Here is a 16,951-nt window from a genome sequence, read left to right on the forward strand (position 1 = left end):
AACGCCTTGTTGGCTTCGACAGATTACTTTGTGATACTAAAGATTGTTAATTCCTTGACTTTTATTCACCCTCTTCTCTGTATGTATGGATATTTTTCCTACATTTGTGAAAACAACTCAATACACAGAAAACAATGGTTCTGATAGGATTATAACATTAGTAATTGCAGAACTAAGAATCACCTTGACACTTATTCTATAGGTGCTCGTGTGGGAGAAGAAACTATCAATAATGAAACTAAGAAGCGTGAAAAAGACCTTACTTTGCACCTTGCTCTTGGCTTTGTCGTTGGGAGCAACAGCGCAAGACAATACTGGCTACGGTGCTAATGATGACCAATTCAAATCATTAGCAGAGGAGGTTGTGAAGCTAAAGAAGTCCAATGACAAGTTTAATGTGTACTTCAACTATGCTGCAAGCGCGCAACTTGACCAAGACGCAAGCAAAGATTGGAGTTCACACTTTGCCAACAGACAACTAAGAATAGAGGTTAAAGGGCATCTAACAGACCAACTCTACTACCGCTTCCGACACCATTTAAACAAGTCGAATGGTGCTACCAGCGAGGATAACTTTGCTAAAGCGACCGACTTAATGATGCTTGGTTATAAGGTATCGGACGCTTGGAGGGTTGAAGTAGGTAAGATGGGGCAGATATGGGGAGGCTTCGAATATGATGAAAATCCGCTGTTTATCTATCAATACTCCGATTTTCTCTCGCAGATGGACATCTTTGTTGCTGGTGTGACAGTGGCTTACACCCCTACTCCAACGCAGGAGTTTGCCTTTGAGGTATCTAACTCTCATAGCAACAAGTTCGCTGACATCTATGGTGAAAACGCCATGTATGAGGATGGGAATGGCTTAAATCTGAAACCGCTAAAGCCCTCCCGCCATCCATTAACCTATATCGTCAACTGGAATGGTAGCTTCTTTGGTGACAAACTACAGACTCGCTGGGCATGTGGAATACAAGGGGAAGCACGTAAGAAGTATAGTCGTATGGTCATACTTGGGCAGAGATTGAACTTAGAGAAGCTACAATGTTACTTCGATTATGTGGGTTCGTCGGATGGAGTTGACCGTTCTGGTATCGCCTCAAAGGATATGCAAACAGCCAGTCCAAACGTCTATAGCAATAATGTGTGGGCTGCCGGTGTGCATTACAACACCTTTGTTACGAAAATAAACTGGCAATTCATACCACGTTGGAACCTAATGGTTAAGGGCATGTATGAGACTGTCAATGCCCCAAATATCCCTTCTTTGAAGGATTACCGCAAGAGTTATGGCTATGTAGGAAGCGTTGAATACTACCCTATCAAGAGCCAAGATCTACGTGTGTTCCTCGCTTATATAGGTAAGAAGGTACGCTTTACAGAACTCAGCGGATTGAGTAACTACAATACAAACCGCATTGAACTTGGGTTCATGTATCGCATAAAAGCATACTAATATATCGTATCAAAGCATACTAAATAATACTAAACAAAATATTAATTAAGCAATGGAAGAAAAGAAATTTCGTATTGAGAGTGACCTTCTAGGTGAACTTCAAATACCAGAAGAGGCGTATTATGGTGTACAAACACAGCGTGCCATCAATAACTATCACATATCACGTAAGCGCATGTGTGACTATCCCGACTATGTCACAGCAATAGCTTATGTGAAGCTAGCAGCCGTTGAGACGAACCGACAATTAGGTGAGATTAGCAACGAAGTAGCTGATGCGATGGCTCAAGCATGTCGAGAGATTATTGGTGGAAAGATGCATGAGAACTTCGTTACCGATATGGTACAAGGTGGTGCAGGAACGTCTGTTAACATGAATGCCAATGAAGTGATTGCGAACCGCGCATGCGAAGTTATGGGTCATAAGAAGGGCGAGTTCCAATACTGCGCACCGAATGATCATGCTAATTGTGGTCAATCAACTAATGACGTCTACCCTACTACCATACGTCTAACTCTCATCCTTCTCAATAGCAAACTGATTGAGTCTCTAAACCATTTGATCAATGCCTTCCGCAAAAAAGGCAATGAGTTTAAGAACATCATCAAGATGGGTCGCACCCAACTACAGGACGCTGTGCCTATGACTAGCGGTCAGGAGTTCAACGCCTTCGCAAACACTCTAGAGGAGGAAGTCGCTAATCTCAACCGCAATGCAGCCCTTTTACATGAGATCAACATGGGTGGTACTGCCATTGGAACAGGCTTGAACGCTGCCCCAGGATTCCCTAAGATCTGCGCAGAAAAGCTCTCAGAGCTAACCGGGTATCAGTTTGTTGCTGGCTCAGACTTGGTAGAAGCAACCCCAGACACTGGTGCTTATGTGAGTTACTCAAGCGCTTTGAAGCGTCTAGCTGTTAAGTTATCTAAGATCTGCAACGACCTCCGCTTGCTTGCTTCTGGTCCACGTTGTGGATTGAACGAGATCAATCTCCCACCTATGGCTCCAGGCTCAAGTATCATGCCAGGAAAGGTGAATCCAGTCATTCCAGAGGTCACTAACCAGACTTGCTTCAAGGTGATTGGCAACGACACAACCATCATGATTGCAGCAGAAGCAGGTCAGCTCCAGTTGAATGTAATGGAACCTATCATCACAGAATGCCTCATTGAAGACCTCACATGGTTGCCTAATGCGATGGACACACTACGTGAGAAGTGTATCGATGGCATAACAGTGAACAAGGAAAGATGCCTAGAGATGGTGAAGCATTCTATCGGTATTGTAACCGCTCTGAACCCTTACATCGGTTACAAGAACAGCACAAAGATTGCCAAGGAAGCCCTCGAAACAGGTGGTTCTGTTTATGATCTCGTCCTCAAACACAATATTCTTTCTAAGGAGAAGTTGGATGCGATTCTCTCTCCTGAGCACATGCTTCACTCGGAAGAGCATATCAAGTAATGTAAATTTCATGCGTTTCTCTAAGCGATAAAGTCTATTGAACACATACAAACAAATTAGGTGGATGCGTCAAAACAAGGGTTTAGACACATCCACTTTCCTTTTATCTAGCCTCAAACAAAGCAACAACTGCCCTTCTCTTCGTATCGTATAAAGCCACAAGAAAACCCACTCTTACAGGAAAACCGACACTCTTCTTTGTCATTCTCAACCTTTTTCATAACTTTGCGCAAATGATAATTCAATTACACAAAGCCAAGCCCAGGGTGGAAGAACTCGACTTCCTCAAATGCGTTTTCATAACTTTAATGATTGCATTTCACCTTGTTTACATCGGTAACACCTATCCCGTTGCTAAGCAATATGTATATACTTTTCACATGCCGGGCTTTCTCTTAGTCTCTGGTTACCTCTTTAACGTGCGCAAATCATGGTCGGCTTTGGGCAAAACGCTTCTTTGGATATTCATTCCTTACGCCATCATGGAATCAAGTTACACGTTAATGGCGGCACTCTTACCCATTCGGGAACACATCAATCATCTAACGCCTGCCATCCTCTTAGACCATATTTTCCTACATCCAATAGGTCCTTATTGGTACTTACACACGTTAATTCTATGTGGACTGTCCTATTATTTGGCATTTAAAACGCCGTCAGAACGAGTTATCAAGACAAGTGGTACAGATACAACCAATGTGGATTTAAAGCCGAGAGAAGGCTCTAAAAAGGGTAAAATAGCAAGCTTCATCAACACACTTAACCAGCCTCAACAACTCTGGATAGGTCGAACTATCCTCCTAACCTTGTTTCTTTGGCTCCTATCCCATGGTTGTCAACTCCTTTCAGTGGCTAATGCAGCCTACTTCCTTGGCGGTGTCATCATCCGACAAGGGGTTGGAGACTTCCGCAAAAGTTTCCCAGCTCAATGGTGGATCATCATTCTCTTAATCATAATTAGCCTCGATGTCAACAATTATAATCGTGCTTCATACGGCGGTGTGTGCATCGTCTACCTCGTAATCAGTACGTTATTGTGGCTCTATCGCCTACAAATTCCAACACAATTACGCCGTATCATGCTCTTTGTTGGGCGCAACACCTTCCCCTTATTGCTATTTTCTCCCATCTTCACCATGCTTGCCAAGTACTATCAAAACCTACTGATTAAGATAGAACCAACGGGCATGTTGTTCCTTCTCATAAGCGTTCTCTTTGCCATAACGGGCTCTTTTGCCATCACATGGGTGATGGATAAGATCGGACTCTCCCATCTTTTCTTTGGACAAAGAACGTTTTTAAAATAACAGAAAACATCATTCCAGATTATTACAAGTGCTTTGGAGAACCATTACAAAGCACTTGGAGAACCATTACAAGCCTTTTGTAATAATTTGGAATGTGCTGAACTCATAGAGAACGATAGGCTTTAAGCAAAGGAGAATATTATCAACAAAACAGGGATACACGCTTGTATATCCCTGTTTTTGGCTTTAGTTTTACCGCTGAAAGATGATAAAACGTATAAAGAATGAACTTATTTCTTAGGTATAATCTCGTAGACATCAACCTTACCGACTAATTCCATGCGAGTAACCTTCTTATCAACTTTAGCGGTGAAGAACGGCTCGTTGGTCTTTATCTCCGCCTTCAAGCGACCGCGCTTATCGTATTGTCGCAAGCAAACTGGCTCGTTCGTTGGCAATGAAAGTAGGAAGGTGTAAGCCGTGATACCACTCGGAACCTCGAAAGAAAGGCTGCCTGTGCTATGGAAAGAAGTCTCTGGACGATGGTCGAACGCCAACTGGAGCGCATCAGTTGCAGTATCAGCAGCACCCACAGGAGTGACTACGAACGAACGAATAGAAGCCCAGTTCTTACGGTCAGAGTCGAGTCGACGCAAACGAATAAAGCGTGCTTCAATAGGACTATCTGACTTCCACAGGATGTCATACTGGTTGTGCAAGTCGGTCAAAAGCGGCTTCCATGTCTTGCCATCAACGGAATACTCCAACGCAACATGGTCGTAGAAGTCGCAATCATCCTTAGAGTTTCTACCTTGAAGTACGTGTATCTCACGCAAAGATATAGGTTCAGGGAGGGCGACACCCATCCAGTCTCCTGCCTTCTGGCTCTCTCCTGACGTGTAGAAAGTGGTGCTGTCACCATCTAACATCAATTTACTTTGGGTAGTACCAAGGCTTTTGTAAGAGCCAATCCCACGCAAGGTAAATGCCTTCTGACCTGATTGCTGCTCGTAAAAAGCATCGCCTAAGTCGGACATAGCGTGCTCGTAGAAGGGTTGTAACTTCATTGTTCCCGACTTATGAGCCTCGTATGCCTGCTTATCTGCCGCAGTCATACCACTATTCACATACGCTTTCCAGAACTTTCCAGCGTCACCTGAACGATAGAGATCCATGAGTTCGATAGCCTTCTTGCCCCTTTCTCCGAGCTTACCAAACTCTACAAGCCATGGTTTCAACTCTTTGAGCAATAGCGAATCGGTGCATCCTGCTTCAATAGTAGCTGGTGTCTCTGCCACACGTTGGAACTCTTGATAGAGCTTATCACGCTTTTCTTTGGAGTAATCAGCCAATCGGAAGGGTTCAGTCTCCCATGATTCGTCACGACGATAGCCTGTTTCTGTATCGGCAGAATGGATGGCGAAGGTGCGATAAGCTGCCTTTGCGCGTGGCATCATCACCTCTAGTCCACGTTCCCAACTATCTATTGCATTATAAGCAGACGGATTCCACGTGTAGTCGGCAACGCTATATAGGGACAACTTAGAGGCTTCGCCGTGTTCCATTGGGTTGCTGACGAGGCCGCACATGTCATTAGCTGTGAGCGAGGTGTCCAATCCGTATACCGGACCTTGCAGTATTAAGTTACGCACATAGTCGGTAACTGCATAGTTCCACCAGAAGAATGCGGGTCGTTTGATACGACTGTTTACCCAGTCAAGGGTGCTCTTTGTAACGTCACTGCACACTACATCGCCTGTCCAGAACACTCTCACGGATGGATCAAGGGTCTTTCCATAAATGCTCAACGGGCCATCCTCCCCTGGTTTTGCCCATAGTTTGGAGTAGTCTGTAGGGCAGATTATCAATGGAGAGACGTCGCCCTTCGCCTTTACAAACTCCTTAGTCAAGCGGTTTAAAAGCTCAACTTGCTTGTTAGGATTGGTTCCTTCGCCCTCAATATCATCGAAGAAGATAGCGAACGAACGCACACCATCCGCATACATAAGGTCGAACTTATGCACAAGATTCTGATAATCTTCCTCGTTCCACTTGATATCCTTGCCTGGATGAATTGCCCAAACGAAGTCTACACGGTTCCGTTTACAAGCGTCAACAAGCTCTTTGATGTTCTTTTGTTCACGTTCGGGATAAGGCAAACGCCAGTTAGGTGAGCTGTGATAAGGGTCGTCCTTTGGACCATAGATATAGGTATTCATCTTGTACTTACCGTAGAAGTCAATCAAAGAAAGGCGCACGGCGTGTGACCATGGTGTACCATAGAAACCCTCAACAACGCCACGATAAGGGAAAACGGGACTGTCGGTAATCTCCAAACAAGGTAGTTTTTTACCCATCTCAACGGCTGGGCTCTCCATCATCTGGCGCAAGGTCTGGATGGCATAGAACACTCCTAAGTCGTTCTCAGCCTGTATGTTGATTCCATTCTTAGTTATCTTCAACACGTAAGCACCATTAGTTGCAGCTACGCCAGCCATATCCTTTGTGAATTGGGCAGTATTTTTCACTAACTCGATACGCAGAGGTAGCCCTTTCTTAACCAATGGAATGAAGTTGAGGTCGGGCTGATAATCAATGCTCTTGACCTTCTTGTTCGTAACAGGATTGATGAGTTGAACACCATTACTGACGTCGATTGTCTCACCATTCATCATCTTCAACGAACGAGGAGTTGGGTTAATAACGAGTCCGTGATGGTCAATTCGATTGCCGGGAACGGGATTTACCAACTGAATCTCCGAACGCTGACTACCTAAATCGAACTCATTATCCTGCGCATGAGTCGCAGTTAAGGCACATAGCCCTACTGCAAACGTAACTAAAAGTTTCTTTTTAATCATGTAGGTTTTTAATGTTTAGATTCCTGCCTGCCCTCTATCAACACGGACAAGCATGTATGAATGTTATTGCGTAATATTTTGATTTATGCTACAAAGATAAGGAATTAATTGGAATAAAAGGGCTTGTATCATCGTAAATAACACTCATCACATTAGATTACACGCTATTCGAGGGGAATAGAAGGGCATGAGTATTAGTTACAATAGGGGCTTTGATGTTGTCATCTTGGCACTGATACTTGTTTATTCGATTGCTATATTGGCTGATATTATCATATATTTTAGTTCCACAACAGAACTATTTGAAATTGATTATACCTTCATCTCTACTGCACCTAATATCCCTAATTTATTTTTAAAGTAAGTTGCTGTCACTTTTAACATTTTGCATAAACGACTTACAGACAGCTTTTTATAAGCAACAAAAGGATGACAGAAATGACAGGAAACGTAGAAATGGAGTGAGATCTCTTGATGGCTACTGGCTTACTCACGCTTCATCTTTGGCAAATAGACGGCTATAATACCTAATAACGGGAGTAAGGTACTTACTTTAAAGACAAAGAGAATACTCGTCTGATCGGCTAACCAACCAAAAAAAGTACTTCCAATACCACCAAGGCCGAACGAGAGTCCATAGAAGATACCGGCTATCGTACCGATATGATTGGGCATAAGGTCAGTCGCATAGACCAGTATTGCTGAGAAAGCTGACGCTATGATGAGACCAATGATAGCCGACAAGATAATCGTTCCAGCAAGACTACCCACATAAGGGAGCATGATTGTGAATGGTGCTGCACCAAAGATAGAGAACCATATCACGTATTTACGCCCGTAGCGGTCGCCTATCCAGCCTCCAAGAAGCGTTCCGACAACCTCTGCCGCTAAGAAAACAAACAGGCAGAGTTGGGAGGTTTGGATAGAAACTTCGAACTTCTCGATCAGAAAGAAGGTGAAATAGCTGACCATACTCTCTGTATAAAAGTTCTTAGAGAACATCAATACGAAGAGGATAAAGACAAATCCATAGATCTGATGACGCGTATAACTCTTTGCAGTAGTCCATCGTACCCTACTCCGTTTACGTACGACTTTCAGTTGTTTGACGTGCCACTTCCCTATAAAAATTAGTATAACGGCTAAAAGAAGGGCTATAAAAGCAAACCAGCGCACACCACTCAGACCGACTGGTATCACTATCAGGGCTGCAAACAATGGTCCTGCAGCAAAGCCGCCATTGCCTCCTACTTGGAAAATACTTTGTGCTAAACCATTACGACCACCAGAGGCTTGCTGCGCTACTTGCGACCCTTGCGGATGGAAGATAGAAGAGCCTAAGCCAAACAACGATACAGAGACTAAGATGACAAGGAAACTATCGGCATACGAAAGCATAAAGATTCCGATGAGCGTGAACACCATACTCACAGGTAACTGCCACCAACCATGATGCTTGTCAGCATAGAGTCCGACGAAGGGTTGGATGATGGAAGAGGTTAACTGTAGTACTAACGTTATGATACCCACCTGAAAGAAGGATAATCCAAACTCACTTTTCAACATCGGATAGATAGCAGGAAGCATTGAGTGCATTGTGTCGTCTAAGAGATGACAAAAACTTATCGTGAGCAGAATACCTAAGGCTGTGCGTTCTTCGTTGCTTTCTTCTGTCTTATTACTTAGTTCCATTTGTTTGTTATTATCTCCGAACATGCAAAGTTACATATTATCTTCATAAACAAAGAACGTATGTCTCCATAACAATAAAGCATTGGCTTCTTTTTACACGTTTAATTACTTTCTTCTATATCACACTCTTCTTATTAAGGTGTGGAGCATTAGCAACACTTGTGTGGGGTGTCAGCACGATATGTGTGGGACGTTAACACGGCAATAAAAAGGAATGGAAAGAATTGCTATTAGCCGTAAGACAGATAGCGAAACGACATTGTTTTTCGCAGATAAGGCATACTTTAACCACAATACAGTAACATTGGTTTAGGTATAGCGTGGCTGATGAATTAAAAGAGAGGGGAATTAGAAAGGAACTTTTCTATCCATAATATAGATATAATTCGAATTTATTTCTTAATTTTGTGACGATATAAATTAGGGGTATTGCGCCCCTATACTTTTGTAAAAAGACGATGAAATTCAAGTATGACGTACTTGTTATCGGCGGTGGACACGCAGGTTGTGAGGCTGCTACAGCAGCTGCCAACATGGGTGCAATGACTTGTTTGATAACAATGGATATGAATAAGATTGGTCAGATGAGCTGTAATCCAGCAGTTGGAGGTATTGCCAAGGGACAGATAGTCAGAGAGATAGACGCTCTCGGAGGCTATATGGGACTGGTGACCGACGCTACAGCGATTCAATTCCGTATGCTGAACCGATCAAAAGGACCAGCTGTATGGAGTCCAAGAGCACAATGCGATCGTGGTAAGTTTATCTGGGAATGGCGCACGAGACTTGACCATACAGACAACCTTGATATCTTTCAAGATCAAGCAGACGAACTACTTGTTGATAACAATAAAGTTCTGGGTATCAAGACAATATGGGGAATAGACTTATATGCACGCACAGTTATTATCACCGCTGGTACTTTCCTCAATGGACTCATGCACATCGGCAAGCGAAAGGTGGAGGGTGGACGATGCGCAGAGCCCGCTGTTCACAACTTTACAGAGAGTATTACACGCCATGGTATTCGGTCGGCACGTATGAAGACCGGAACTCCAGTGCGCATAGACCGTCGTTCCGTACACTTTGAAGAGATGGAACCACAACCTGGAGAAAGCGATTATCACCAGTTTTCTTACCATGGTCAATATCGACATCTACCACAATTACCATGCTGGACATGCAACACGAACGAAGAAGTACACGATGTCTTGCGTAGCGGATTGGCAGAATCTCCCCTCTTCAATGGGCAGATTCAGAGTACTGGTCCACGTTATTGTCCTTCGATAGAGACGAAACTTGTGACCTTCCCAGACAAAGATAGCCATCCACTCTTCCTCGAACCAGAGGGAACGAATACGAATGAAATGTACTTGAATGGCTTTTCTTCAAGTATGCCTTGGGACATTCAACTATCAGCAATACACAAGATTCCAGCCTTACGAGACGCTAAGATCTATCGTCCGGGCTATGCCATCGAGTATGACTACTTTGATCCAACACAGTTGAAACACTCACTTGAATCAAAAATCATTGATGGTTTGTTCTTTGCAGGGCAAGTCAACGGAACCACGGGATATGAGGAAGCTGGCGGACAAGGAATTGTTGCTGGTATTAACGCTTCCCTACTCTGCACAGGGAAGGATCCTTTCATCATGAAGAGAGACGAAAGTTACATCGGAGTTCTTATTGATGACCTAACAACAAAGGGTGTTGATGAACCTTATCGTATGTTTACCTCACGTGCAGAATATCGTATTTTATTACGTCAAGACGATGCAGATGCACGATTGACAGAGCGTGCATATAATATAGGTATTGCCAAACGTGATCGCTATGATTGGTGGATTCAGAAGAAGGAGAATATTGATCGCATCCTTAACTACTGTAACACAACATCCGTTAAACCTACAGAAGTAAATGATTTCCTAGTACAATTAGGAACATCTCCTATAAAAGGTTCAACAAAGATAACTGACCTTATTGCTCGACCACAGGTCAACTTCGAGAACCTTTCGGCTGTTATTCCAAGCCTAAAAGAGGTTATAGAGACCACACCTAACCGCAAGGAGGAAATAGCCGAAGCTGCAGAAATCAAATTAAAGTACAAAGGCTACATTGATAGAGAGCGTGTTTTTGCTGAGAAGATGCACCGCTTAGAAGATATAAAGATTAAAGGTCACTTCAAATACAGTGAGCTACATGACCTATCAACAGAATGTAGACAAAAACTAGAACATATACAACCAGAGACGCTAGCACAGGCAAGTCGTATCCCAGGAGTAAGTCCCAGTGATATAAATGTGCTACTTGTTCTCATGGGGAGATAGCCTAATTCATGTACAACCGAACCTCGTTTCACGTGAAACTAACGCATAAAACATAACTATATAACAAACTGAAAATGAACAAGAAACTGTTATTAGACAATTTGAGGTGCATCCCTGATTGGCCAATAAAGGGTGTCAACTTTCGCGACGTGACTACCCTATTCAAGTCACCAGAGGCTCTTCAAGAAATTACAGACGAGATGGTAGACCTCTACAAAGACAAGGGTGTAACCAAGATAGTCGGTATTGAGAGTCGAGGCTTCGTCATGTCTTCAGCCGTGGCGACCCGTCTTGGCGCAGGAGTAGTGCTTTGTCGTAAACCAGGTAAACTCCCCTGCGAGACGATTCAAGAGAGTTATGCAAAGGAATATGGTGTTGATACTATCGAAATCCATAAAGATGCTATCAACGAGAACGACATAGTCTTATTGCATGATGACCTACTCGCAACAGGTGGAACAATGAAGGCTGCATGCGACTTAGTCAAGAAGTTCCATCCGAAGAAAGTATATTGCAACTTCATCATCGAGCTTCATAGCGAATTTCCTGATAGTCGGAATCAATTCGGTAAGGACATAGAAGTCACCTCTTTGCTCCAATTCTAATCCAACAAGAAAGAGCCAATAAGAAACGAGAAGAAAGGAGCTATCCAACAAATAGGGTTGCTCCTTTTTCCTTATAAGGCGACTCTCACATTCAAGTGAATAAGCAGAAGCTGTAGAGACAAGGCTAGTGACAAATAAAACAAACAATAACTCACATAACAGAACCCACACTCTCGCAAGCACATTAACGTTCCACGTGAAACGAAAAGCGCTAAACAACCTTTAAACAAAGCAGTTACACAAAATGAATAAAGAAGATAACTTGAAGCGATTAGCCCATCTGAAGAGTATTGTACAGAGCTTACCAGAGAAGCCCGGAACCTATCAGTACTATGATTCCGAACATACAATTATCTACGTAGGAAAGGCTAAGAACCTTAAGAGTCGTGTATCATCTTACTTCTACAAAGAGGTGGATCGATTCAAAACAAAGGTACTTGTTTCTAAGATTCATGACATATCTTACACTGTTGTCAATACAGAGGAAGACGCCTTACTAATCGAGAACCAACTTATCAAACAGTACAAACCTAAGTATAACGTATTACTTAAGGACGGTAAGACCTATCCGAGTATCTGCGTCACAAATGAGTATTTCCCACGTATATTCAAGACGCGTACTATCAACAAGCATTCCGGTACATTCTATGGTCCATACAGCCATATTGGAAGCATGTATGCCATCTTAGAGATCATAAAAAAGCTTTATAAGCCGCGCACCTGTCGCTACCCTATCACAAAAGAAGGCATAGAACAGGGTAAATATAAGCCTTGCCTCGAATACCATCTACATAACTGTGGAGCTCCATGTATCAACAAACAAAGTTATGAAGACTATCAGGAAGCCATCAAACAAGCACAAGAAATATTAAAGGGAAATACTCGTAACGTACAACAAATGCTCAAACAGAAGATGCAGAAATATGCAGAAGAACTAAAGTTTGAGGATGCTGAACTCTGTAAACAGCGTTATCTTGCCCTCGATAACTTTGCGGCAAAGAACGAGATCGTTAGTTATACCATCACAGATGTGGATGTTTTCACCATCATAGATGATGATTCTCGAAAGAACGCATTTGTTAATTACATTCATGTTAAGAATGGCGCAATCAATCAAAGTTTCACTTATGAATATAAGAGAAAGCTCGATGAAACCGATGAAGAGCTCTTGAACTTGGCTATTTTAGAGATTCGCGAACGCTTCAAAAGCACCGCTAAGGAGATAATAGTACCTTTTGAACTTGATTTTAAGATAAAAGATGCGGAGTTCGTCATACCTAAGCGCGGTGATAAATGGCATCTTCTCGAACTATCAGAGATGAATGCTAAGCAATACAAGTTCGATCGATTGAAGCAGATGGAGAAGTTAAATCCAGAGCAGAAACAGACCCGCTTGATGCGAGAACTGCAAAAAAAGCTAAAGTTACCGAAGCTCCCTTACCAAATAGAGTGCTTTGATAACTCCAATATCTCCGGTTCCGACGCTGTTGCCGGGTGCATTGTTTATAAAGGAATGAAGCCTTCTAAGAAAGATTATCGTAAGTACAACATCAAGACAGTAGTAGGTCCTGACGATTACGCAAGCATGCAAGAAGTCGTCAGAAGGCGTTACATCCGCATGCAAGAAGAAGGTTCTCCCCTCCCCGACCTCATCATTACAGATGGTGGCAAGGGACAGATGGAAGTCGTAAGAGAGGTGATTGAGGATGAACTGCACCTCAATATCCCTATTGCCGGACTTGCCAAGAACGACAAACACCGCACCAATGAGCTCCTCTTCGGCTTTCCGCAACAGGTAGTAGCACTCGATGTAAAGAGCGAACTATTCCGAGTTCTCACACAGATACAGGACGAAGTGCATAGATATGCTATCTCTTTCCATCGCAATCAACGCTCTAAACATCAGCTACACAGCGAGTTAGACAACATAAAAGGCATTGGTCCGAAGACGAAAGACATGTTATTAAAGAAACTGAAGAGCGTTAAGAACATAAAAGAATCTGATAACCAGACACTTACGAGTATAATAGGAGCAAGCAAAGCAAGCTTAGTTTACAATTATTTTCATGCTGAATAAGCAGATAACCAAATAATTATTGTACATTTGCCGTATGAGAACTGTAATACAGAGGGTATCTGAAGCGTCCGTAACTATCGAACAGCAAGTAAAGTCAAGCATTCAAGCTGGATTACTCATCTTGCTTGGCATTGGTGAAGAAGACACAGAAGAAGATGCTAAGTGGTTGGTTAATAAGGTTATAGGACTTCGTATCTTCGATGACGAACAAGGCATAATGAACCGCAGCATTATGGACATCAACGGTGAGATACTCGTTGTTTCTCAATTCACCCTAATGGCTAGTTACAAGAAAGGAAACCGACCCAGTTGGATTCACGCAGCCTGCCATGAAGTATCAATCCCACTTTACAACTACTTCTGCAAGGCGTTAAGCGAAGCATTAGGAAAGCCCGTTGGCACGGGAGAGTTCGGTGCCGACATGAAAGTGAGACTACTAAATGATGGTCCGGTAACCATCTGCATGGACACTAAAAACAAGGAATAATGACAATACAAGAGGCTCAAGAGGCCGTAGACAAGTGGATTAAGGAGTATGGTGTACGCTATTTTAGCGAACTAACCAATATGGCTTGCCTCACAGAAGAGGTTGGCGAGCTGGCAAGAGTCATAGCTCGAAGCTATGGAGACCAGAGCTTTAAGGCAGGAGAAAAGCCCAACCTCGGTGAAGAAATGGCTGATGTTCTGTGGGTTTTGCTCTGTCTTGCAAACCAGACAGGCGTTAATCTCACCGAAGAACTGCAACGCAGCTTTGATAAGAAGACGTCACGTGATAAAGACAGGCACAAGAATAACCCTAAACTCACTGATAATCAGCAATCAAACAAAGCATAAACTAATAAATAAAACATCTATATCTTAATTACAAAACAAACAATATGGGAATCATTAAAGACACCGTTTCAAAGGATATCCAGGCGCAGAAAGCGAATGGAATCGTTGAGAAGAGCGAGTACGATCAGGCTTTAGAGCAATACAACCTCAACATCACTGATGAGGAAGTAAAGGCTGCTGTGACAAAGATTATAGCCGAGAAAGTATCAGAGAATGATAATCTTGAAGTAAAGAAATTCTTGCTTGGTAGCGTCGAACTAACCACTCTCAGCACTGCAGATACCGAAGAGAAAGTACTCGCAATGGTAGAGAAAGTCAACAAATTCGATAGTGAATACCCTGATCTTCCACATGTTGCAGCTGTCTGTGCATACCCTTGTTTCACCAAATTAATCGCTGATAGCCTTGAAGTGGATGGTGTCGACATTACCAACGTGACGGGTAACTTCCCTTCATCACAGGCTCTTCTTGAGGTAAAAACCATTGAGACAGCACTTGCTATAAAGGATGGTGCAACGCAGATAGACATTGTTATGCCTGTAGGTAAGTTCCTTTCTGGTGATTATGAGGGAGTTTGTGACACCATCGGAGAACTGAAACAGACCTGTGGGGACGTTCCTATGAAGGTAATCCTAGAGACTGGCGACCTCCGCAATGCGCGTGATATCAAGACAGCAGCAGTCCTCGCTATGTACGCCGGGGCTGACTATCTAAAGACAAGTACGGGTAAAGAGAAGATTAGTGCTACTCCCGAGTCCGTTTACGTGCTCTGTCAAGCCATCAAGGAGTACCACAAGAAGACGGGCATACAGATTGGTTTAAAGCCCGCAGGAGGCATTAATACAGTCATGGATGCCGTTATCTACTACACTATAGTTAAAGAGGTTCTAGGCGAAAAATGGCTTACTAATTATTGGTTTAGGATGGGTACAAGTAGGTTAACCAACCTTCTTCTTAGCGAGATCATCGGTTCAGAGACTAAGTTCTTCTAGACAGACAGCATAACACATAACGTCCCCACCCTTTCATAAAAGGCGTGGGGACTTTTCATTGTAACCCATTTCTCTATTCCATCCATACAACTATACCATAAGAGAAAACGCTTCTTTAAACAGCAAGAAACACTTACCTTTATCAGAGAAAACATTCCCTAAAACTAGAAAAAGGCTTTTTGCGATTTTAAAAATAGATTATTAATTTAGTATTATTAATCTATTATAATTTTATAAATAAATTATTTTTCAAAACGCCAAACACCCTTCTCCAAGATAACTAATTGTTATATCCATTGAAGAAGGGCGTCTTTATAACTAATAAAACAGCTTATTTGTAAGCTTAATAAGTATTATTTATATTGCTATCAACCTACAAGAATAAATGATTATTTCTTTCTTTTGATGACATAATCAAGGTAGGTTTGCAAAGATGTACGTATGTTGTCATCCATAACATATTGATCGATAAATCGCTGTGCCTCGGCATGGAAGTCCCACATACGACGTTCCGCATATTCTATTCCACCATTTTCTTTTGCAAACCGAACTAAGGTCTCGACCTCTTCATGCGTCACATTATGTGCTTTCACCTTATGAACTAATCTCATCATGTCCTCATCTTGCGTTGCATTCAACGCATATATGATGGGCAAAGTGAGCTTACCTTCTGCAAAATCATTACCTGTTGGCTTACCAATCTCAACCTCCGAATCATAGTAATCGAAGATATCATCGCGGATTTGAAACACTATTCCGAGGTTTTTACCAAATAGTCTTGCAGCTTCAACCTGCTCTTCTGTAGCACCAGCAGACTCTGCTCCAATCGCAGCACAGGTCTCGAAAAGAGCCGCAGTCTTACGTTCTATAATCTTATAGTATACCTCTTCTGTTACTTCTTTATTCTGTATATTAGCTAACTGGAGTATTTCTCCATCACTTAAGGTGCGCCCCAATTCAGCTAAACGGCGCACTATCATCTCTGAATGGGTATAACTAACGTGCAAAAGTGCCGTTGACAGTACATAATCACCTACTAACACGGCTACCTTATTATCATAGTCTGCATTCACACTAGCCTGTCCTCGACGTTCAGCAGCCTCATCCACGACATCATCATGGACAAGTGATGCCGTGTGCAGAAGCTCCAATCCCACTGCAGCATGCTGTGTTATGCTTGAAACCTTACCAAAGTTTTTAGCTATCAAGAGAATTAGAATGGGGCGCATACGCTTTCCCGCGCGCTGCTTAATATGGTTCAGAACCACCTGTAACAGCCCATCCTCGTGGTTGAGAGCATGATTAAAAAGGTCGATGAAATCGACTAATTCCGTCTCAATCGGTTGCTTTATTAGTGAAAGGGTATCCATTATTGACTTCAAATTTGATACA

13 protein-coding genes are annotated in these 16,951 nt (G+C 42.7%); 10 read left to right on the top strand and 3 right to left on the bottom strand.

The window, feature by feature from the left end:
* Positions 1-247 precede the first annotated feature (247 nt).
* From D464_RS0107500 to D464_RS0107510, 3 genes are all read left to right on the top strand, one after another.
* Positions 248-1,456: a porin gene (locus D464_RS0107500; protein ID WP_024985858.1), complete on the top strand. Its 1,209-nt coding sequence runs from the start codon at positions 248-250 to the stop codon at positions 1,454-1,456.
* A 52-nt stretch (positions 1,457-1,508) separates the two neighbouring features.
* Complete coding sequence (gene aspA, locus D464_RS0107505) at positions 1,509-2,921, top strand: aspartate ammonia-lyase (protein WP_018910859.1); 1,413 nt, start codon at positions 1,509-1,511, stop codon at positions 2,919-2,921.
* 233 nt (positions 2,922-3,154) lie between these two features.
* Positions 3,155-4,228: an acyltransferase family protein gene (locus D464_RS0107510; RefSeq protein ID WP_018910860.1), complete on the top strand. Its 1,074-nt coding sequence runs from the start codon at positions 3,155-3,157 to the stop codon at positions 4,226-4,228.
* 230 nt (positions 4,229-4,458) lie between these two features.
* On the opposite strand, the gene D464_RS0107515 is transcribed toward D464_RS0107510, so the two are convergent.
* Complete coding sequence (locus tag D464_RS0107515; RefSeq protein ID WP_018910861.1) at positions 4,459-7,029, bottom strand: beta-N-acetylglucosaminidase domain-containing protein; 2,571 nt, start codon at positions 7,027-7,029, stop codon at positions 4,459-4,461.
* 187 nt (positions 7,030-7,216) lie between these two features.
* Here D464_RS0107515 and D464_RS13645 point away from each other — a divergent pair, with 187 nt between their 5' ends.
* Positions 7,217-7,393, top strand: coding sequence for a hypothetical protein (locus tag D464_RS13645; RefSeq protein ID WP_154649590.1), 177 nt, complete (start codon positions 7,217-7,219; stop codon positions 7,391-7,393).
* Between the two features lie 122 nt (positions 7,394-7,515).
* Here D464_RS13645 and D464_RS0107520 read toward each other — a convergent pair whose 3' ends face one another.
* Positions 7,516-8,745 (bottom strand): MFS transporter, encoded by a 1,230-nt coding sequence (locus D464_RS0107520; RefSeq protein ID WP_409371858.1) that lies wholly within the window; start codon positions 8,743-8,745, stop codon positions 7,516-7,518.
* A 434-nt stretch (positions 8,746-9,179) separates the two neighbouring features.
* On the opposite strand from D464_RS0107520, the gene mnmG reads away from it, so the two are divergent.
* The 6 genes from mnmG (at position 9,180) to deoC (ending at position 15,559) form a co-directional block, all read left to right on the top strand.
* The gene (gene mnmG / locus D464_RS0107525) at positions 9,180-11,051 is read left to right on the top strand and encodes a tRNA uridine-5-carboxymethylaminomethyl(34) synthesis enzyme MnmG (protein WP_018910862.1); all 1,872 of its coding nucleotides are present in this window, start codon (positions 9,180-9,182) and stop codon (positions 11,049-11,051) included.
* A gap of 74 nt (positions 11,052-11,125) precedes the next feature.
* Complete coding sequence (locus tag D464_RS0107530; RefSeq protein ID WP_004383040.1) at positions 11,126-11,656, top strand: adenine phosphoribosyltransferase; 531 nt, start codon at positions 11,126-11,128, stop codon at positions 11,654-11,656.
* A 244-nt stretch (positions 11,657-11,900) separates the two neighbouring features.
* Complete coding sequence (gene uvrC, locus D464_RS0107535; RefSeq protein WP_024985856.1) at positions 11,901-13,733, top strand: excinuclease ABC subunit UvrC; 1,833 nt, start codon at positions 11,901-11,903, stop codon at positions 13,731-13,733.
* Between the two features lie 34 nt (positions 13,734-13,767).
* Entirely contained in the window at positions 13,768-14,220 is a 453-nt protein-coding gene (gene dtd / locus D464_RS0107540; protein WP_018910863.1) for a D-aminoacyl-tRNA deacylase, read from the top strand.
* Positions 14,220-14,567: a nucleotide pyrophosphohydrolase gene (locus D464_RS0107545; protein WP_018910864.1), complete on the top strand. Its 348-nt coding sequence runs from the start codon at positions 14,220-14,222 to the stop codon at positions 14,565-14,567. Before dtd ends, D464_RS0107545 begins: the two co-directional genes overlap by 1 nt.
* Before the next feature lie 44 nt (positions 14,568-14,611).
* Positions 14,612-15,559, top strand: coding sequence for a deoxyribose-phosphate aldolase (gene deoC / locus D464_RS0107550; RefSeq protein ID WP_018910865.1), 948 nt, complete (start codon positions 14,612-14,614; stop codon positions 15,557-15,559).
* Positions 15,560-15,948: 389 nt separating this feature from the next.
* On the opposite strand, the gene D464_RS0107555 is transcribed toward deoC, so the two are convergent.
* A complete protein-coding gene (locus D464_RS0107555; protein WP_018910866.1) occupies positions 15,949-16,929 on the bottom strand; it encodes a polyprenyl synthetase family protein in 981 nt (326 codons plus the stop codon).
* Positions 16,930-16,951: the final 22 nt, after the last annotated feature.

It is taken from the genome of Prevotella veroralis DSM 19559 = JCM 6290 (genome assembly GCF_000377625.1).
In the GTDB taxonomy this organism is placed as follows: Bacteria; Bacteroidota; Bacteroidia; order Bacteroidales; family Bacteroidaceae; genus Prevotella; species Prevotella veroralis.